At 68.9% G+C, this 17,830-nt stretch carries 22 protein-coding genes; 15 read left to right on the plus strand and 7 right to left on the minus strand.

From position 1 onward, the window contains the following. The first annotated feature begins 43 nt into the window (after nt 1-43). Genes G528_RS0112535 through G528_RS0112560 form a run of 6 tightly spaced genes read left to right on the plus strand, consistent with a single transcriptional unit; the run spans nt 44 to nt 5,534 of the window. Complete coding sequence (locus tag G528_RS0112535) at nt 44-1,090, plus strand: PhoH family protein (RefSeq protein WP_026919275.1); 1,047 nt, start codon at nt 44-46, stop codon at nt 1,088-1,090. Further along, nucleotides 1,087-1,629: an rRNA maturation RNase YbeY gene (gene ybeY, locus G528_RS0112540; protein WP_026919276.1), complete on the plus strand. Its 543-nt coding sequence runs from the start codon at nt 1,087-1,089 to the stop codon at nt 1,627-1,629. Before G528_RS0112535 ends, ybeY begins: the two co-directional genes overlap by 4 nt. Beyond that, complete coding sequence (locus G528_RS0112545) at nt 1,630-2,961, plus strand: hemolysin family protein (protein ID WP_026919277.1); 1,332 nt, start codon at nt 1,630-1,632, stop codon at nt 2,959-2,961. Between the two features lie 3 nt (nt 2,962-2,964). After that, a complete protein-coding gene (era, locus tag G528_RS0112550) occupies nt 2,965-3,861 on the plus strand; it encodes a GTPase Era (RefSeq protein ID WP_026919278.1) in 897 nt (298 codons plus the stop codon). Nucleotides 3,862-3,919: 58 nt separating this feature from the next. Next, complete coding sequence (recO, locus tag G528_RS17445) at nt 3,920-4,723, plus strand: DNA repair protein RecO (RefSeq protein WP_051198792.1); 804 nt, start codon at nt 3,920-3,922, stop codon at nt 4,721-4,723. A gap of 13 nt (nt 4,724-4,736) precedes the next feature. Continuing rightward, nucleotides 4,737-5,534: an isoprenyl transferase gene (locus tag G528_RS0112560; RefSeq protein WP_026919279.1), complete on the plus strand. Its 798-nt coding sequence runs from the start codon at nt 4,737-4,739 to the stop codon at nt 5,532-5,534. Here the strand turns inward: G528_RS0112560 and G528_RS0112565 are convergent. Next, nucleotides 5,531-6,265, minus strand: coding sequence for a Clp protease N-terminal domain-containing protein (locus tag G528_RS0112565; protein WP_026919280.1), 735 nt, complete (start codon nt 6,263-6,265; stop codon nt 5,531-5,533). The two genes, G528_RS0112560 and G528_RS0112565, sit on opposite strands and share 4 nt — an antisense overlap. 62 nt (nt 6,266-6,327) lie before the next feature. Between G528_RS0112565 and G528_RS17450 the strand changes: the two genes are divergently transcribed. Beyond that, nucleotides 6,328-7,188 (plus strand): hypothetical protein, encoded by an 861-nt coding sequence (locus tag G528_RS17450; protein WP_035719971.1) that lies wholly within the window; start codon nt 6,328-6,330, stop codon nt 7,186-7,188. A 64-nt stretch (nt 7,189-7,252) separates the two neighbouring features. Here G528_RS17450 and G528_RS0112575 read toward each other — a convergent pair whose 3' ends face one another. Beyond that, nucleotides 7,253-7,663, minus strand: coding sequence for a Fur family transcriptional regulator (locus G528_RS0112575; RefSeq protein WP_035719973.1), 411 nt, complete (start codon nt 7,661-7,663; stop codon nt 7,253-7,255). Continuing rightward, nucleotides 7,663-8,001, minus strand: coding sequence for an ArsR/SmtB family transcription factor (locus G528_RS0112580; RefSeq protein ID WP_026919282.1), 339 nt, complete (start codon nt 7,999-8,001; stop codon nt 7,663-7,665). The genes G528_RS0112575 and G528_RS0112580 overlap by 1 nt, the downstream gene beginning before the upstream one ends. A 233-nt stretch (nt 8,002-8,234) precedes the next feature. Between G528_RS0112580 and G528_RS0112585 the strand changes: the two genes are divergently transcribed. Beyond that, nucleotides 8,235-9,626, plus strand: a complete 1,392-nt coding sequence (locus G528_RS0112585) for a glycine--tRNA ligase (protein ID WP_026919283.1) — start codon at nt 8,235-8,237, stop codon at nt 9,624-9,626. Between the two features lie 23 nt (nt 9,627-9,649). On the opposite strand, the gene G528_RS0112590 is transcribed toward G528_RS0112585, so the two are convergent. Next, complete coding sequence (locus tag G528_RS0112590) at nt 9,650-10,192, minus strand: CG0192-related protein (RefSeq protein ID WP_026919284.1); 543 nt, start codon at nt 10,190-10,192, stop codon at nt 9,650-9,652. Nucleotides 10,193-10,208: 16 nt separating this feature from the next. On the opposite strand from G528_RS0112590, the gene G528_RS0112595 reads away from it, so the two are divergent. Both G528_RS0112595 and G528_RS0112600 read left to right on the plus strand, forming a co-directional pair. After that, nucleotides 10,209-10,454 (plus strand): hypothetical protein, encoded by a 246-nt coding sequence (locus G528_RS0112595; RefSeq protein ID WP_026919285.1) that lies wholly within the window; start codon nt 10,209-10,211, stop codon nt 10,452-10,454. A gap of 62 nt (nt 10,455-10,516) precedes the next feature. Next, nucleotides 10,517-11,938 (plus strand): WS/DGAT/MGAT family O-acyltransferase, encoded by a 1,422-nt coding sequence (locus G528_RS0112600; protein ID WP_026919286.1) that lies wholly within the window; start codon nt 10,517-10,519, stop codon nt 11,936-11,938. Here G528_RS0112600 and G528_RS0112605 read toward each other — a convergent pair. Continuing rightward, nucleotides 11,929-12,846 carry an alpha/beta fold hydrolase gene (locus G528_RS0112605; RefSeq protein ID WP_035719975.1) on the minus strand — a complete coding sequence of 306 codons (918 nt, stop codon included), beginning with the start codon at nt 12,844-12,846 and terminating at the stop codon, nt 11,929-11,931. The genes G528_RS0112600 and G528_RS0112605 overlap by 10 nt on opposite strands. A 190-nt stretch (nt 12,847-13,036) precedes the next feature. Here G528_RS0112605 and G528_RS0112610 point away from each other — a divergent pair, with 190 nt between their 5' ends. The 4 genes from G528_RS0112610 (at nt 13,037) to G528_RS0112625 (ending at nt 15,015) form a co-directional block, all read left to right on the plus strand. After that, a complete protein-coding gene (locus G528_RS0112610) occupies nt 13,037-13,342 on the plus strand; it encodes a GlsB/YeaQ/YmgE family stress response membrane protein (protein WP_026919288.1) in 306 nt (101 codons plus the stop codon). A gap of 136 nt (nt 13,343-13,478) precedes the next feature. Then, entirely contained in the window at nt 13,479-14,282 is an 804-nt protein-coding gene (locus G528_RS0112615) for a hypothetical protein (protein ID WP_245569761.1), read from the plus strand. 150 nt (nt 14,283-14,432) lie between these two features. Continuing rightward, on the plus strand, nt 14,433-14,621 hold the full coding sequence (locus tag G528_RS0112620; RefSeq protein WP_026919290.1) for a hypothetical protein: 189 nt from the start codon (nt 14,433-14,435) through the stop codon (nt 14,619-14,621). 109 nt (nt 14,622-14,730) lie between these two features. Then, complete coding sequence (locus G528_RS0112625) at nt 14,731-15,015, plus strand: hypothetical protein (RefSeq protein WP_026919291.1); 285 nt, start codon at nt 14,731-14,733, stop codon at nt 15,013-15,015. Nucleotides 15,016-15,019: 4 nt separating this feature from the next. Here G528_RS0112625 and G528_RS18065 read toward each other — a convergent pair whose 3' ends face one another. Beyond that, complete coding sequence (locus G528_RS18065; protein WP_051198794.1) at nt 15,020-15,412, minus strand: hypothetical protein; 393 nt, start codon at nt 15,410-15,412, stop codon at nt 15,020-15,022. Between the two features lie 94 nt (nt 15,413-15,506). Beyond that, nucleotides 15,507-17,153 (minus strand): vWA domain-containing protein, encoded by a 1,647-nt coding sequence (locus tag G528_RS18070; RefSeq protein ID WP_051198796.1) that lies wholly within the window; start codon nt 17,151-17,153, stop codon nt 15,507-15,509. Between the two features lie 176 nt (nt 17,154-17,329). On the opposite strand from G528_RS18070, the gene G528_RS0112640 reads away from it, so the two are divergent. Continuing rightward, on the plus strand, nt 17,330-17,830 hold the full coding sequence (locus tag G528_RS0112640) for a cold-shock protein (protein WP_026919292.1): 501 nt from the start codon (nt 17,330-17,332) through the stop codon (nt 17,828-17,830).

Consider the following 17,830-nt stretch of genomic DNA (forward strand, 5'->3'; position numbering starts at 1 on the left):
CCCGGCATCCCGACCCCGAACCCGAATCTTGGAGACGAACTCAGTGAGTGACGACGACCGCGACCACCGACTGTCGGCCGCGGTGACGAGTTCGACCATCGATGTGCCGCAGGATCTCGCCGTGGCGCTCCTGGGGGCGGCCGACGTCAACCTGCGCACCCTCGAGGCGCAACTGCCCGCCGACATCCACGTGCGCGGCAACCGGATCACCCTCAGCGGGGCGTCGGCCGACATCGCGGCCTCCGAGCGGGTCGTCGCCGAGCTGGTGCGGGTGGTGACGACCGGAACCACCCTGACCCCCGACCTCGTCCGGCAGGCGCTGTCGATCCTGTCGGCCGCCGAGTCGGAGACCCCGGCGGAGGTCCTGACGCTCGACATCCTGTCGCGCCGCGGCAAGACCATCCGCCCCAAGACGCTCAACCAGAAGCGGTACGTCGACGCGATCGACGCCAACACCATCGTCTTCGGTCTCGGCCCGGCCGGCACCGGCAAGACCTATCTGGCGATGGCGAAGGCCGTTCAAGCCCTGCAGTCCAAGCAGGTCAGCCGCATCATCCTGACCCGACCGGCGGTCGAGGCGGGGGAGCGGCTCGGCTTCCTCCCCGGCACGCTGCACCAGAAGATCGACCCCTATCTGCGGCCGTTGTACGACGCCCTGCACGACATGATGGATCCCGAGGCGATCCCCAAACTGATGGAGGCCGGAGTCATCGAGGTGGCGCCGCTGGCCTACATGCGCGGCCGGACGCTCAACGACGCGTTCATCATCCTCGACGAGGCCCAGAACACCACCGGCGAGCAGATGAAGATGTTCCTCACCCGGCTCGGCTTCGGCGCCAAGATCGTCGTCACCGGCGACACCAGCCAGGTGGACCTCCCCGGCGGTGCACAGTCGGGGCTGCGGGCCGCGGCGCGGATCCTCGACGGTATCGACGACATCCACTTCGCGAACCTCACCAGCGCCGACGTCGTGCGCCACCGGCTCGTCGCCGACATCGTCGACGCCTACGGGCGCGCCGAGGAGACCGGTGCGCGCGGAGGCAACCGCGCCGCCCGGCGCGCCGAGAGCGGCGGGGGGCATCGCCGATGAGCGTCGAACTGTTCAACGAGTCGGGTGTCGAGGTTCCCGAATGGCTGATCATCGAGGTCGCCCGCTTCGCGATCCGGCGCATGGAGGTGCATCCGGGCGCCGAGCTGTCGGTCCAGCTCGTCGACACCGAGACGATGGCCGAACTGCATGTTCAGTGGATGGATCTGCCGGGGCCGACCGACGTGATGAGCTTCCCGATGGATGAGCTGACCCCCGGCGGACGGCCCGACGCCGACGAGCCCGGACCGTCGATGCTCGGCGACATCGTCCTGTGCCCCGAGTTCGCCGCCGAGCAGGCGCGGTCCCAACGGCACAGTTTCGAGCACGAGCTGGCCGTCCTCACGGTGCACGGGGTGCTGCACCTGCTGGGCTTCGACCACGCGGAACCCGACCAGGAACGCGAGATGTTCGGTCTGCAGGGACGGATCCTCACCGACTGGTACTCGGCGCGCAAGGATCGGGCCGACTACCTCGCGCAGGCGAAGCGCGACGCCCGCCTGTTCGACGACATCGGTTTCTCCGGCCGCGAAGGACGCTGATTGCTCGGCGACATGATCTTCCTCGTCGCCGCGGCGCTCCTGACGGTCCTCGCCGGAGTGTTCGCGGCCACCGACACCGCGCTCGCGACGGTCTCCGTCGCCCGCGCCGACGACCTGTTGGCGCAGGGCCGGGCCGGCGCCCGGCGGCTGCGCGTCGCCATCGACCAGCGCGGCACCTACGTCGGTCTGGCCGTCCTGCTGCGCGTCGCCTGTGAGGTGTCGGCGACCGCGCTCGTCGCGGTGGTCGCCGTCGACGGTCTCGGGGTGCCGTGGGGGATCACCGTCGCCGTGCTGGCGATGACGGTGATCTCGTACATCGCGGTCGGTGTGGGGCCGCGCACGCTGGGCCGACAGAACGCGTACTCGATCTCGCTGATCGCGGCGCCCGTCCTGGCCGCCATCGGCGTGCTGCTGCGCCCGGTCACCCGCCTGCTCATCCTCATCGGTAACGCCCTCACCCCGGGCGGCGGGTACCGCAACGGGCCGTTCGCCACCGAGATGGAGGTCCGCGAGGTCGTCGACATGGCGCAGGAGCACGGTGTGGTGGACGCCGACGAGCGGCGGATGATCCAGTCGGTCTTCGAGTTCGGCGACACCGATGCGCGCACCGTGATGGTGCCGCGCCCGGAGATGATCTGGATCGAGCACGACAAGACGGCGGCGCAGGCGATGAGTCTCGCGGTCCGGTCGGGGCATTCGCGGATCCCGGTGATCGGCGAGAACTCCGACGACGTGCAGGGCGTCGTCTACCTCAAGGACCTCGTGGAGCGACTGCTGCCGCAGCTGAGCAGCGCGGCGCGCGGCGTCGGCGTCGAGCAGGTGATGCGCGAGCCGGTGTTCGTCCCGGACTCCAAACCGCTCGACGACGTCCTGGCCGACATGCAGGCCGGACGCAACCACATGGCGCTGCTGGTCGACGAATACGGCGGCATCGCCGGACTCGTCACCATCGAGGACGTTCTCGAGGAGATCGTCGGGGAGATCTCCGACGAGTACGACGTCGACGAGATCGCCCCCGTCGACGAACTGGAGCCGGGGCACTTCCGGGTGTCGTCCCGGCTTCCGGTGGAGGACCTCGAGGAGTTGTTCTCCGTCGACATCGGTCCGTACCTGGAGGGTGCCGACGACGTCGACACGGTGGGCGGACTGCTCGCACTGCGACTCGGTCGGGTGCCGCTGCCGGGCGCGAAGGTGAAGGTGGCCGGGCTCAGCATGATCGCCGAGGGCGGACCCAACCGGTTGGGGCGGCAACGCATCACCTCCGTCGTCGTCCGACGGTCGGCGGAGCCCGCCGACCCCGACGACCCGGACGACGTTTCGAAGGAGAACTGACCTGTGACCGAATTCCGTTCCGGCTTCGTGTGTTTCGTCGGCCGACCCAATACCGGCAAGTCGACCCTCACCAATGCGCTGGTGGGCGACAAGATCGCGATCACGTCGAACCGGCCGCAGACCACGCGGCACACCATCCGCGGCATCGTGAACCGGCCGGACGCCCAGCTGATCCTCGTCGACACGCCCGGCCTGCATCGGCCGCGGACTCTCCTCGGTCAGCGGCTCAACGATCTGGTCCGCGAAACCTATTCCGAGGTCGACGTCATCGGTGTGTGCATTCCCGCCGACGAGGCGATCGGTCCCGGCGACCGGCGGATCATCGAGGAGATCATGGCGACCCCGCGGCGGACTCGCAAGGTCGGCATCGTCACCAAGATCGACCGCGTCGGCCCGGAGAAGGTCGCCGAGCAGCTCATCGAACTGTCGTCGGCGATGGGGCCGGACGCCGAGGTGGTGCCGTGTTCGGCGAAGTCGGGCAGGCAGCTCGACATCCTCGCCGACGTCCTGGTGTCCCTCTGCGAGGAGGGGCCGGCGTTCTATCCGGACGGTGAGCTCACCGACGAGCCCGAGCAGGTTCTCATGGCCGAGTTCATCCGCGAGGCCGCGCTGGAGGGGGTGCGCGAGGAGTTGCCGCATTCGCTGGCCGTCGTCATCGAGGAGGTGATCCCGCGCGAGGACTCCGAGCTGCTCGATGTGCACGCGCTGCTGTACGTGGAGCGTGAGTCGCAGAAGGGCATCATCATCGGGCACCGCGGTTCGCGGCTCAAGCAGGTCGGGACCGTCGCCCGCGCGCAGATCGAGAAGCTGTTGGGGACCAGGGTGTATCTGGATCTGCACGTGAAGGTCGCCAAGGACTGGCAGCGCGATCCGAAGCAGCTCGGGCGCCTCGGGTTCTAGACCGGTCGGGCGCCGCGTCGATACCCGCATTGTCGGGGCGCGGTGAGACAATGACGCGGTGAGGTTCTATCGGGATGAGGCAGTGGTGCTTCGCCGGCACAAGCTGGGCGAGGCCGACCGCATCATCACCTTCCTCACCGCCGAGCACGGTCTGGTGCGCGGCGTCGCGAAGGGCGTGCGTCGCACGCGATCGAAGTTCGGTGCGCGGCTCGAGCCGTTCGCGCACGTCGACGTGCATTTCTATCCCGGTCGCAATCTCGACATCATCACCCAGGTGCACAGTCTGCAGCCGCTGAGTGATGCGATCGCCGCCGACTACGGCCGGTACACCACCGCGTGCGCGGTCCTCGAGACCGCCGAACGCCTCGCCGGTGAGGAGCGAGCGCCCGCACCGCATCTGCACCGGCTCACCGTCGGCGCGTTGACGGCCCTGGCGGAGGACCGCCGCGACCGACAGCTGATCCTCGACGCCTTCCTGCTGCGCGCCATGTCGTCGGCGGGGTGGATGCCGGCTCTCGCCGTGTGCGCGCGTTGTGCGCAACCCGGTCCGCACCGGGCGTTCCACGTCGCCGCGGGCGGGGCCGTATGCGTCCACTGTCGTCCGCCCGGCGCCGCGACACCGTCGGTGGGGGTCCTCGATCTGATGGAGTCCCTGGCCTTGGGTGAGTGGGACCTGGTCGCGTCGGCCACCGATTCGCAGCGGCGCCAGGCGACGGGGCTCACCGCGGCGCATCTGCAATGGCATCTGGAGCGGCAGTTGCGGACCTTGCCGCTGATCGAGCGTCGGTCGCCGCATAGTCTGATCGAGGCCTCCCGTCCCGGCCCCGCAGTTCCCGATCCCGCAGTTCCCGATCTCGCATGAAAGGTTGCCGCCGATGGCTCGACTGACCCGCCGCGCGAAGTCGGCGCCGACGCCGGCCGTGCGGCCGCCCGACCCGCATCCCTCGGGCGCCGTCCCGCCGGAGATCCCCGCCGAGCTGGTCCCCAGGCACGTCGCGCTCGTCATGGACGGCAACGGCCGGTGGGCGCAGGAGCGCGGCCTGCCGCGCACCGAGGGCCACAAGCGCGGGGAGGCGGTCCTGATGGACGCCGTGTGCGGCTGCATCGAGATGGGCGTGACGCATCTGTCGGCGTATGCCTTCTCCACCGAGAACTGGTCGCGCAGTCCGGAGGAGGTCAAATTCCTCATGGGTTTCAACCGCGACGTCATCCGCCGCCGCCGGGACGAGATGAACGAGATGGGGGTCCGCGTCCGGTGGGCCGGCCGCAGGCCGAAGCTGTGGCGCAGCGTCATCAAGGAGCTGGAGGTCGCCGAGGAGCTCACCCGCGGCAACTCCGTCATGACGCTCACGATGTGCGTCAACTACGGTGGCCGCGCGGAGATCGCCGACGCGGCGCGGGAGATCGCGCGGCGCGCGGCGCGGGGCGAGATCGATCCGGAGCGGATCACCGAGGCGAGCTTCGCCAAGTACCTCGACGAGCCGGACATGCCCGACGTCGACCTGTTCCTGCGGCCGTCGGGCGAACAGCGGATCTCCAACTTCCTGCTGTGGCAGAGCGCGTACGCCGAGATGGTGTACCAGGAGAAGCTGTTCCCCGACTTCGATCGCCGCGACCTGTGGGCCGCGTGCCTCGAATACGCCAAACGTGATCGGCGGTTCGGCAGCGCCTAGTCCGACTTGACGGTCTGGAACGATGCAAGGATGTCGACGAGCTGTCCTTCGAAGGCGTCGGATGTGATTCCTGCCGCGCTCAGTGGTCCGGTGCCCTGTTCGATCTCGAGGAGCGCCAACACGATGTGCTCGGTGCCGATGTAGTTGTGCTCCAGTCGCAGTCCGTGTCGGAAGGTCAGCTCCAGAGCCTTGCGTGCGGCGTGGTCGTACGGGATCAGCTCCGGGGTCTCGACGGCCGGGGGCAGGGAGTCCGTCACGTCGGCGACCAGTGCGTCGATGTCGGCTCCGAGCCTGCCCAGCAGGGTGACGCCGAGTGAGTCGCGGTCGTCGAGCAGTCCCAGGAGCAGGTGTGCCGGCGTCACCTCGACACCGCCCGTCGCCTTCGCATGATTGTGAGCCGCCGCGGCGACGTTGCGAGCGCGCGGCGTGAAGTCGGCGAAACCCTTCGAGGGGTCGAGGGAACCGCCGGTGCCCGGATCCTTCGGGGTGAATCGCTTCGCGACCGCCTGTTTGCTGACCCCCATGCTCGACCCGATCTGGGTCCATGAGGCGCCGGTGCGGCGAGCCTGGTCGACGAAGTGGCCGATCAGGTGGTCGGCGACCTCACCCAAGTGGCCTGCCGCGAGGACCGCGTCCGACAGCTGGTCGAGGGGGTCGTCTCGCGTTCGCTTGATCGCGGTGATGAGGTCGTCGAGTCGGACGGTGGGAACGATGGGGGTGGTGTCGGCCATGCGTCAACCGTAGGTTGTCGATGGCCGGTTCGTCAACGTTCGGTTGACGGGTCTCGTGGCGTGTGTCGCGGGAACTCACCGAGCGGGGCCTCGACGAGACGGCCGTCGTGCGGGCGCCGGCCGCGGGCGACCTCGACCGCCTCCGGATCAACTGGTACGCCGAGCGTCTGCATCACCCCGATGTGGCGACGGCCGTCCGCGCCGGCGGGGTCCTGGCCTGTGTCTCGGCGCTGAGGCTGCACGGCCTGTGGGTGGCGCCGGGGTATGCGCAGGTCCACATCCGACGGAGCAAGGCGCTGCGCGGGCGGATCATCGGGTGCCGCCCGTACCGGGGGCGGCCGTTGCCGACGACGACCGCCGTCGACCCGGTCGTGTACGCGCTCGCGTGCGCGGCGAGGTGCATGACCGCCGAGGACTGGGTTGCGGCCTGCGACTCCTACCTCGCCGTGAACGACGTCGACCGTCTGCGGGCCGACATCGCCCCGTACGGCGGCGCGACGGTGGACGCCCTGCTCGAGAAGGTCGACGGTCGGTCCCAGTCGGGGACCGAGAGCATCGCCCGCGTTCGTCTCCGTGCTCTCGGCTTCCACGTGGTGACGCAACCGGCGGTCGACTACGGGATCTACCGGGGTCACGCCGATCTGCGCATCGGCAAGCTCCTGATCGAGTGCGACGGCGAGCGCTTCCACTCCCGGCCGAGGGATCGGGCGAACGACCACATCCGTGACCGGAAGTCGTCGGTCGACGGCTGGGCGACGATGCGCGTCGCCTATCGCCAGGTGATGCACGCGCGGGAGTGGGACGAGTTCGTCGAGGACGTCCGTGCGTTCACCCGCGCCGGGAGGCATCGCGTCCGGGATCGACGGTCGCGCGATGCCTTCGAACGCTCAGGCGACGGGATGGCGAGACGATCGTCCCCGTGAGGCGACCTGCCCGACGATATGTCCGTCAGTCGGTGTCACGGGGACGATCATCTACGTAGTCGGGTCATCTCGCCCGTGAGCAGTCCGCGCAGGCCCCGAAGATCTCGACGGTGTGGCTGATGTCGGTGAACCCGTTCTGGACGGCCACCGAGTCGGCCCAGTCCTCCACCAGTTCCGCCTGGATCTCGACGGTGGTCCCGCAGTGACGGCAGACCAGGTGATGATGGTGGCCGGTGGAGCAGTGGCGGTACCGGGTCTCCCCCGAGCCGTCCCAGATCGCATCGATTCGATCGGCCTCGGTGAGGGCCTGCAGATTGCGGTACACGGTCGTCAAACCGATCGACTCACCGCGTTCGCGCAGTTTGTCGTGCAACTCCTGCGCGGACAGGAAGTCGTCGGTCGTCGACAGGACCTCGGCGATCGCGGCGCGCTGCCGGGTCGAGCGCTGACCCGTGACGGGCTTCGGCGCCGGCATCAGGCGGGCTCCGAGGTGTGCTCGGTCGCGTGCACCACGGCGTCGACCACGATGTGCGAGACGTGGTCGTCGGCGAGGGCGTATTCCACTTCGCGCCCGCGGCGGCTGCCGACGACGACGCCGGAGCGTTTGAGGACCCGGAGATGCTGGCTCACCTGCGGCTGGTTGAGGCCGAGGTCGTCGACCAGCTCGTGGACGCACATCGGTCGGTCGCGCAGCGCCATGACGATCGAGACCCGGGCCGGGGAGGCGAGCGCGCGCAGCAGCTCGCTGGCGGCGCCGTGGGCTTCGCGGCCGGGGAGCGGCAGGGGCGTCGGCGGGATCACCGGCTCGGACATGGGGCTCCTCACTGTCTGTGCCCATCCTATGTGAAGTGATTGTCATTTGCCTCTGGCGGCGACGGCCGCGGAACGGTGAGAGCGGGACCGGCCGCGGTCGCATCGGCGCGGTGGTGGGGCGATGCGCCGCACACCCCCGGTCGGGAACCGACTATCGTGTGAGACGACGTGCGCGACCATCCTCGCGCACCGTGCACCGTCCCAACCCCCTACGTCGTGGAGATCTGTCAACCGTGGCTGTCCAGTCCAATGTCGATGCCGTCGTCAACCTCGCCAAGCGGCGGGGCCTGGTGTACCCGTGCGGTGAGATCTACGGCGGAACCCGGTCCGCCTGGGACTACGGTCCGCTCGGTGTGGAGTTGAAGGAGAACATCAAGCGTCAGTGGTGGCGGACGATGGTGACCTCGCGCGACGACGTGGTCGGTCTGGACTCGTCGGTGATCCTGCCGCGGCGCGTGTGGGAGGCCTCGGGGCACGTCGAGGTGTTCACCGATCCGCTGGTGGAGTGCACCAACTGCCACAAGCGTCAGCGTCAGGATCACCTCCAGGAGGCGTACGCGCTCAAGAAGGACATCGACGACCCCGACTCGGTGCCGATGACCGAGGTCGTGTGCCCGGAGTGCGGCACCCGCGGTCAGTGGACCGAGCCGAAGGCGTTCTCCGGTCTGCTCAAGACCTTCCTCGGCCCGGTCGACGACCAGGAGGGGCTGCACTACCTGCGTCCCGAGACGGCACAGGGCATCTTCGTGAACTTCAAGAACGTGATGACCACGGCGCGCCGCAAGCCGCCGTTCGGCATCGCGCAGATCGGCAAGAGCTTCCGCAACGAGATCACGCCCGGCAACTTCATCTTCCGCACCCGCGAGTTCGAGCAGATGGAGATGGAGTTCTTCGTCAAGCCCGGCGAGGACGAGCAGTGGCACGAGTACTGGCTCGACGCCCGTTTCGACTGGTATGTCGACCTCGGCATCGATCCGGAGAACCTGCGCCGCTACGAGCATCCGGCCGAGAAGCTGTCGCACTACTCCAAGAGCACGGTCGACGTCGAGTACAAGTTCGGTTTCGCCGGCAATCCGTGGGGTGAGCTGGAGGGCGTGGCCAACCGCACCGACTACGACCTGTCGACGCACAGCAAGGTCTCCGGTGAGGACCTGTCGTACTTCGACCAGGCGACCGGTGAGCGGTACGTGCCGTACGTCATCGAGCCTGCCGCCGGGCTGGGACGGTCGCTGATGGCCTTCCTGTGCGATGCGTACACCGAGGAGGAGGTGCCGAACGCCAAGGGCGGCACCGACACCCGGACGGTGCTGAAGCTCGATCGCCGTCTGGCGCCGGTCAAGGCCGCGGTGCTGCCGCTCTCGCGCAACGAGAAGCTGTCGCCGAAGGCCAAGGATCTGGCGGCCGAACTCCGGAAGCACTGGAATGTGGAGTTCGACGACGCGCAGGGGATCGGCAAGCGGTACCGCCGCCAGGACGAGATCGGCACGCCCTTCTGCGTGACGGTCGACTTCGACACCCTCGACGACCAGGCGGTCACGATCCGTGAGCGTGACACCATGAGCCAGGAGCGCGTGGCGCTCGACAAGGTGGTCGAATATCTCGGCGGGAAGCTGATCGGGGCCTGACTCGACCGGTCGGCCCCGCGGGGTCAGCCCAGGGCTGCGACGACGCCGTCGCCGCCGTCCCATTGCGCCACGAGGAGCGCGTGCCCGGTCGCCGGTGCCGCGAGGTCGGTGCTGAACGTGAGGATCTCCGATTCGCCGGCGGCGCCGTCGAGGTGGAGGCGGACGGTGTTCTCCCGGGGGACGGTGGAGCCGTCGGCCTGTGCGACCTCGAGGTCGGCCTGCGCCTGCTCGCCGCGCAGTGCGCGGACGAAGCATCCGACGGCCACCGGGTCGGCGGCGGCGTCGTACACCCAGCGTTCGCCGAGGACCGAATGCTTCATGGTCGCGACCAGGTGTTCGTCGGCGCCCGGGATCGGCGCGCCCCGGTAGGTGAGGGGGATGTGCAGCACGTGGCCGCCGCGGGCGACGATGTGCGCCTCGACGCCGACCTCGCCGTCGGGGTCGTCGAAACGGTAGGCGCCGAGCATCTCGACGGGTCCGCTGCCTCCCCAGGGCACGGAGTCCAGGTGTGCGGTGACGATCTCGGGTTTCGTCGGCGACAGGGTCGCATCGTGAAGAAGGGCCATGCGTCGAGGCTAACGGGTGACTCCGGTACGGTCGTCATCCGACGAGGAGGTCGACGAGGAGATGGCTGCGACACCGGATGGTCCGCCCGCGAGGATCGATCAGCTCATCACCGCGTATGCGGCGGTGATGTTGATCGCGACGATCGCGCTGTTCTTCGTCGAGGTGCCCCGGTGGGCGAGTACCGTTGTGCTCAGTCTGGTCGGCGTCGCCTTCCTCGCAGCCGGTGCCCGCGCGCTCTACACGCGCTGTCGATCACGGTGATCTAGCACAAATCCTCCGGAAAAGTAGAACTTGTTCTACTTGGTCGGTCTATTGTGAGCGTCATGGAGCGATTGAGCGGTCTTGACGCGAGTTTCCTGTATCTGGAGACGCCCGAGCAGCTGATGCACGTCTGTGCGGTCATGGTGCTCGATCCGACGACCATGCCCGGGGGATATTCGTTCGCCACACTGCGGGCCACGTTGGAGTCCCGCGTCAGCAAGGTCCCGCAGTTCACCCGCAAGGTGCGGCGCGTCCCGCTCGACCTCGGGCACCCGATCTGGGTCAAGGACGATCACTTCTCGGTCGACCACCACCTGCACCGCATGGCGCTGCCGGCACCGGCGGGTCACGCCGAGCTGATGGAGATGTGCGGGCATCTGGCGGGTCTGCCGATGGACCGCGGCCGTCCGCTGTGGGAGATGAACGTCATCGAGGGCTATCACGGTGCCGACGGCTCCGAGAAGCTGGTGATCTTCACCAAGATGCACCACGCGACGGTCGACGGCGCCTCCGGGGCCAACCTCATCTCGTACCTGTGCAGCCTCGAACCGGACGCCCCGCCGTTGGCCACCGACGAGCTGACGATGGACGAGGACTCGCCGGGTCCGATCGAGCTGCTGGGGCGCGGCGTGCTGAGCACGCTCTCCCGTCCGCTGGCGATTCCGAAGCTGCTCTCGCCGTCGCTGAGCCTCATCACCGACACGATCGGTCGCGCACGGCACGGCACCGCGATGGCCCCGCCGTTCACGGCGCCCCGCACCTCGTTCAACGGCACCATCAGCGGCGACCGGACGATCGCGGTCGCCGATATGAAGCTCGACGACATCAAGGCGGTTCGTGCGGCGACGGGGGCGACGGTCAACGACATCGTGTTGAGCATCGCCGGCGGCGCTCTGCGCGCGTACCTCGATGAGCGCGGCGAACTTCCGGAGACGCCGCTGCTCGCATCGGTCCCGGTCTCGGTGCGCAGCGAATCGCAGCGCGACGGCGGGTCGAACAAGGTCTCGGCGCTGTTCGCGCGTCTCGGCACCGACATCGACGATCCGTTGGAGCGGTTGCGTCAGATGACCGACGCCAACCGCCAGGCCAAGGAGCATCACAAGGCGGTGCCCGCCGACACCCTGCAGGACTGGGCGGAGTTCGCGGCCCCGCGGACCTTCGGCCTCGCGGTCCGCGCCTACGCCGGTCTGCGGTTGGCCGAACGGCATCCGGTGGTTCACAACCTGGTGATCTCGAACGTTCCGGGTCCGCCGATCCCGCTGTACTTCATGGGGGCGCGCATCGACGGCATGTATCCGCTGGGCCCGGTCTTCCACGGCGCGGGACTCAACATCACGGTGTTGTCGAACAACGGCGTGGTGCATGTCGGCATCATCGCGTCGGAGGAGAGCGTGCGTCAGCCGGAGAAGATGGTGGCGCACTTCCCGCGGGAGCTGACGCGGCTGACCGCCGAGGTGGGCGGCGCCGCGGCCGCTCAGGACTGAGCGGCCGCCTCCTTCTCGTTCCAGCGCGCCAGGACGGTGGCGCACGCCTCGACCATCACGGGGACGAACAGCTCGGCGTCCATGACGCAGCACGAGTGTCCGGCGTCGACCTGATGCAGGGTGGCGCCGGGGATGCGGTGGGCCATCGCGATCTGCCGCTCGGGCGGGATCGCCCTGTCCTTCTTCGGCACGATCACGGCAGTCGGCACGTCGATCTCCCGGATCCACGGTCGGGAGTGGTGGCGTCCGATGGCCACGACGGCCTGTCCGACGGCCCACGGTCGTGTGGAGCGGAATTCGGCGAGCGCCCAGCGGTGGATGTCGACGGTCGGGTCGACGGGCTCCTGGTCGGTGGTCGTGTCGCCGTCGGCGCGGCGGCGTTTGAGGTTGCGCAGGGCGCCGAGGGAGGCGCCGACTCCCTGGTGGAAGAGGCGTTCGGTGATGGTCGACTGGAATGCGTCGGTGCTGGCCGCCAGGACCAGCCCGCCCACCCGGTCGGGGTGCTGGCGCCACACGCGTTGGGCGATCAGCGAGCCCATCGAGTATCCGGCCACCATGGCCTTGTCGATGCCGAGGACGTCCAGGAGGGCGACGGCGTCGTCGGCGCAGTCGCGGAGGGTGAACTCCTCGGGGACGATTCCCTGTCCGTGCAGTCGCTGGTCGAGGGTGATCACCCGGAAGCGTTTGGTGAGTTCGGGGATGCTCGGGAACCAGGTGAGCAGTCCCGTCGTCGACAGTGCGTGCAGCAGGAGCAGCGGCGGCGCGTCGGGGGTGGGCCCGGGGGAGTCGGTGACGAACGTGCTTCCGCGGCCGGGGAGGTCGATCACCCGGCCTCGGGGGATCTCGACGCGGGGGACGTTGACGCGCTGGGGCAGTCTGGTGCCGAGGTCGCGTGTGGCTGGCTTCATCGATCAAACCCTTCGTCTCTGCTCGCGACAGAAACTAGAACATGTTTCATCAGCCGACTATGCCATGCCGAGCGCTCGGTCGTGGGCGTGACTCGACATCCGCCGGGGTCTCGGTTCGTTCACGTTCCGCACATCGCACTCGGCTATGACATATGTTCGAAGGACCGATTCCCTACGGAAGGACGCGACAATGGAACTCGCTGCAGTCGACATCCTGGCTCGGTCGTCGACGACCACCAGTGTGAGCCTGGTCGGATACATCATCATCGGCGCGCTGGCCGGCTGGATCGCGGGAAAGATCGTCAAGGGCGGCGGGGCCGGTGTCCTGATGAACACGGTCATCGGCGTGGTCGGCGCCCTTCTGGGCGGATTCCTGCTCAGCTTCGCGTTCGACACCGCCGGCGGGGGATGGTGGTTCACCTTCTTCACCGCGATCCTCGGTTCGGTGATCCTGCTGTGGCTCGTCGGCCTCGTGCAGAAGAACAAGGCGGGCTGACGCGGGGCGGCCCGGAAGTGAGCTCGATGACCCGAATGTGACCTCGGGGTCTCGACTCGGCTGCTTCGGGGCGGAGACGAGGTGAACGGGGCCCAGACTGGATGGGCCCCGTTCACTCCTCTCCCCGGAGGTCATCATGGCTCCCACCAGGTATTCCATCATCGACCGTGTCGGCATCGATCGTGCCGGCCGCCGCGGACGGCGCCGCCTCCGATTCGGTCTCGCCGCCGTGGCGGCCTCGGCCGCCCTCCTGGCCGGATCGGTGACGACGCCCGCCGCGCAGGCGGCACCCGCCGCTGACGCGGCTGCGGCCGAGGCCGCCGATGCGGCGGCGGCCAAGGCCGCGCTCGACGGCATCGCCCCGCGGCCCACGGATGCCGCCGATGTGGTCAGCGGCATCGAGGCCGCCAATGCGATCCTCAAGAAGCTCGGCATCACCCCGTTCACGCCGACGGTCGGCGCCTGCACCGACTTCACCCTCGCTCCGGCGCTCGGCGGCGCCATGCCCGGCCCCAACACGCCGTTGGTCGGCGATCTCAGTATCGGCAAGTACCTCGACGTCAACCTGGTCAAGAGCGGTGAGGTTCTCTACGGCTTCGTGCCGGTCGGGGTCTACGCGGACTCGGGCGACAAGAAGGGGATGCAGGTCGCCTGGTTCAACGTCAACACCTTCACGGGCGGCCTGGGTGAGCCGATGGACGGTCTGGCCGAGACCATCATCGACGTCGCGGTGCAGCGCGCTCCGCTGGGGACCGTCGTTCCGGGCGGAATTCGAGCGGCGTTGAAGAGCGCGCTCAGCTTCCTCCCGTCGAACGGGGTGCGCGGTGGTCTGGTGCAGACCGGCGAGGGCACGGTCCTGTCGGCGATCTACGGCACGGTGCGCAAGGGCGATGCGACCTGCTTCTTCTTCCCGTCGTTGGGCATCGCAACTGTGAAGTAGCGCATGCCCCGCGGGGGATGCGAGGTGTGGGCGATCCCACCGCTGCGTCATCGACACGAGTGCTTGCAATAGTTACCATTGGTGTGACATTCAAGTATGTCGGATTCGGGTCGTTGCCGAACCCGCCGGCGAGACGGAACGGAGGAGCCCATGCCATTCGCACGCGAACTGCGGGCGCTCGCCGCCACCATCGCGCTGAGCGCCGTCGTCGCGATGTTGGCGGCGACCACCGACGGAGCCGACGCCGGCCGCGTCTTCGTGGTCTTCGTCATCAGCATGGCGTCGATCGGCTTCTTCACGATCACCGGCGCCTACTTCCGCGGACGCCAGCACCTCTGACGGGCCGATCGGCCACGGATGCGGGACGCGCCCGCCGCCGCCGCGTAGAGTGACTCGATGACACGCGCAGCCGAGGGGGCTGTCGCACGGGGGAAGTCGAGGGGGAGTCGTGACCCGGGGGTCCACCACGCGCACACGTGCCGCACGCATCGGCGCCGCGGTGTTCGGCATCGCTTACTTCGTCGGTTTCTGCTTCTACGCCTTCGGCGGCGACGGAACCAATCTGATCTTCGACAGCGACCGCGGTTCGGCCGGCTCTCTGGGCTGGACCTTCGCCGCCGTCGCCGCCGGACTCGTCCTCATGGTGGCGGTCGCCGGGGTGGGGGCGGTGATCGGTCGCCTGGTCGACACGCTGGTCCACCCCGGGTCGCGGCGTCACGAGGCGTGCGGCTGACCGGTCAGGACGTCACGGCGCCGAGGCTCGGCGAGGCGGGGAAACCAACGAAGTTCCCGATGCCGACGGTGCCCCGACCGGTCGTGACGACGGCGTCGGACTCGTACGGTGCCGACACGTAGCCGCTCTGCCCGGTCGCGAAGTTGATCCGGAACACCTGGATCGGATAGTGGAAGGTCCCGCTCGATGAGCGCGTGGCTCGCATCGCCAGGCGACCGTGCCCGTCGGGGGTCACCGCGAGCACCTCGGTGAGGGTGGGCTGATCTCCGAGGAGGACGTTGAATCGTGTCGTCGGCGGCAGGTAGTGGGTCGACGCCTGGGCCGTCCCCGCGCCGACCGCAGTCGCGACGGCGGCCCCGGTCAGTACTGTCGCCGCGATGGTTCGTGTTCGTGACATGGTCGAACTCCTTCGTCATGATGCGACGGTCGTGTCTCGGCCGACACAGAGTTCATCGTCGAGTGGCGGCACCGCGTTTCGGTGCCCGCGCGAGTCACTTCACGTAGTCGCGACCGTTCCAGTGGAGGTCCTCGGTGGTGATCGTCCCGCCGGCGCACGAGGGTTCGCAGTCGTTGGCCGATTGAACGATCACGTACCGGCCGTCGGCTCCCGGCCCCTTGAGGTCGGCGTAGTAGAACAGTCGCTTCCCGGTGTAGCCGGTGTGATCGACGCCGGGGTCGACGAATCCGGTCTTCGTGGGCGTGAGGACGACGACCCCGTTGTAGCGGCCGGGGTTGTAGCGGACGAACAGGTTGCCGGTCGCGTCGGTGGGCGGCGACGGAAACTCGAGGTCGGTGCCGTAGACGCCGACGGTGGCGATCGGCAGGACGGTGCCGTCGGCCGTCACCGGGATGATGCAGCCCTGCTGCGTCCGGTCGACCGGTGTCTCGAGCCGCAGGAAGACGCGGACGGTGCCCAGCGAGGGATGGCGGTAGTCGGTCTTGCCGAGGATCTTGCCGGTGCAGCGGGTGCTCGGCGGGGTGTCGGGCAGCACCGTCGAGGTGGGTGCGGTGGCCTGCGGCCCGGCGCAGCCGCAGACGATGATGCGGGAGATCGTCGCGCTGCCGCCGGTGCCGTCGACCGTCATCCGGTAGCCGGCCGAGTCGCCGCTCCCGGCGTCGAAGAGCACGGTGCGGCGGCCGTTGGTCGTGGAGTCGGAGATCGGCTCGCCGTACACGTCTCGAGCCTGGTCGACGGTGCTGCCGGCGCCGACACCGTCGATGGTCATGCTGCTCTCGGGGCGGATCTCGACGAGCCGACCGTCGCGGAACGCCCAGTCGCAGTCGTGCCAGTGGATGATCGTCAGATCGCCGTCGGCGCGTGAGCTGTCGGGGAAGTCGGCGTGTTCGCGACGGATGTCGTCGAGGGAGTCGCCGAGGGCGATGCCGGCGTAGGCGCCGCCGTTGAGCTTGGTGCTCGCCGAACGATCCTGGGTGGCGAGCAGTCGGCGGGCGAGCTGGTCGCCGTTGGCGGCGCCGACGAACAGTCCGTCGGCGGCGTCGGCGATGCACCGCAGTTGATCGCTGGCCTCGCCGGTGGTCTTGAATCCGACGGTCGAGATCGACAGCTCGGGGTGGGCGGCCCACAGCTCGCGGGCGACGTCGCACGGCGGGGTGCCGCAGGTGTCCTCGCCGTCGGAGATCAGCACGATCGACGCCGCCCCCGAATCGGGGAGGGCGGCGGCCGCGCGACGCAGTGATTCGGCGATCGGCGTGAAGCCGCGCGGCGTCACACCGTCGACGGCGGCCTTGGCCGAGCCCTTCTCCAGCGGGCCGAGGGGGACGAGGTCGGTCACGTCGCGGCAGCCCGCGGCGCGCTCGGTCGGTGCATTCCCGGTGCCGGTGCCGTAGGTGAGCACGGCCAACCGCGATCCGGCGGGGACGGCGTCGATGAGGCCGGTCGCCGCGCTCTTCGCGGCGTCGATCCGCGGTCCGGGGGCGTCGTCGGCCCGCATGGAGTCGGACGCGTCGATGATCAGCGCGGTCGGCGCGATCAGCGTGGTCGGCGGTTGCGTGGCGGGCGCCGTGCGCACCGCGGTCCCGGTGACGCTGCAGGCCCCCAGGGCAAGGGCGCACAGCAGCGCGACGGCGACGGTGGCGACGGTGGCGAGCGGACCGGACGGGCGAGAGAGGTGGCGCACGGGACAACCGTAGGAACCTCGGCGGCGTCGCGACGGACTTCCGGTTGCGATTCATCTGTCTGGACGCACATCCGGTGGGTTCATCGTGCCGGGTAGGGCATAGTGATCAGGGAGAGTTCGTCGGGCGGGCAAGGGGTCCGCGGTGTGGGCGTTCTTCGAAAGAGAGAGAGTGTGTGGTGGCTGTCAACGGCAAGGTCGTGCATTTCGACACGAATCGTGGGTTCGGATTCCTGGCGCCGACCGATGGTGGGGACGATGTGTTCCTGCACATCAACGACGTGAACATCGATGAGACGCAGTTGCGTCCGGGCGCCGAGGTCGAGTTCGACGTCGAAGACACCGAGCGCGGGTCGAAGGCGTTGAACGTCAAGGTCACCAAGGAGGCCCCGGAGGGCGAGTCGCCGGCCGCCGAGCGCGCCGCGCGGCGCGAGGAGACCCGCGGACGCTTCGGCGACCGCAACGACCGCCATGACCGCGGTGATCGCCACGACCGTGGCGACCGTCGCGGGCGCGACGATCGCGGCTCGCGCCGGTTCACCCCGCGCGGCGGCAGCCTGTTCACGGAGTTCACCGAGCTGCTCCTCGACTCGGCGCCCGATCTGACCGCCCGCCAGATCACGTCGATCCGGTCGCGGCTGCTCGACCTGTCGTCGCAGCGTGGCTGGTCGAACGATTAA

It is taken from the genome of Gordonia shandongensis DSM 45094 (assembly GCF_000423025.1).
In the GTDB taxonomy this organism is placed as follows: Bacteria; Actinomycetota; Actinomycetes; order Mycobacteriales; family Mycobacteriaceae; genus Gordonia; species Gordonia shandongensis.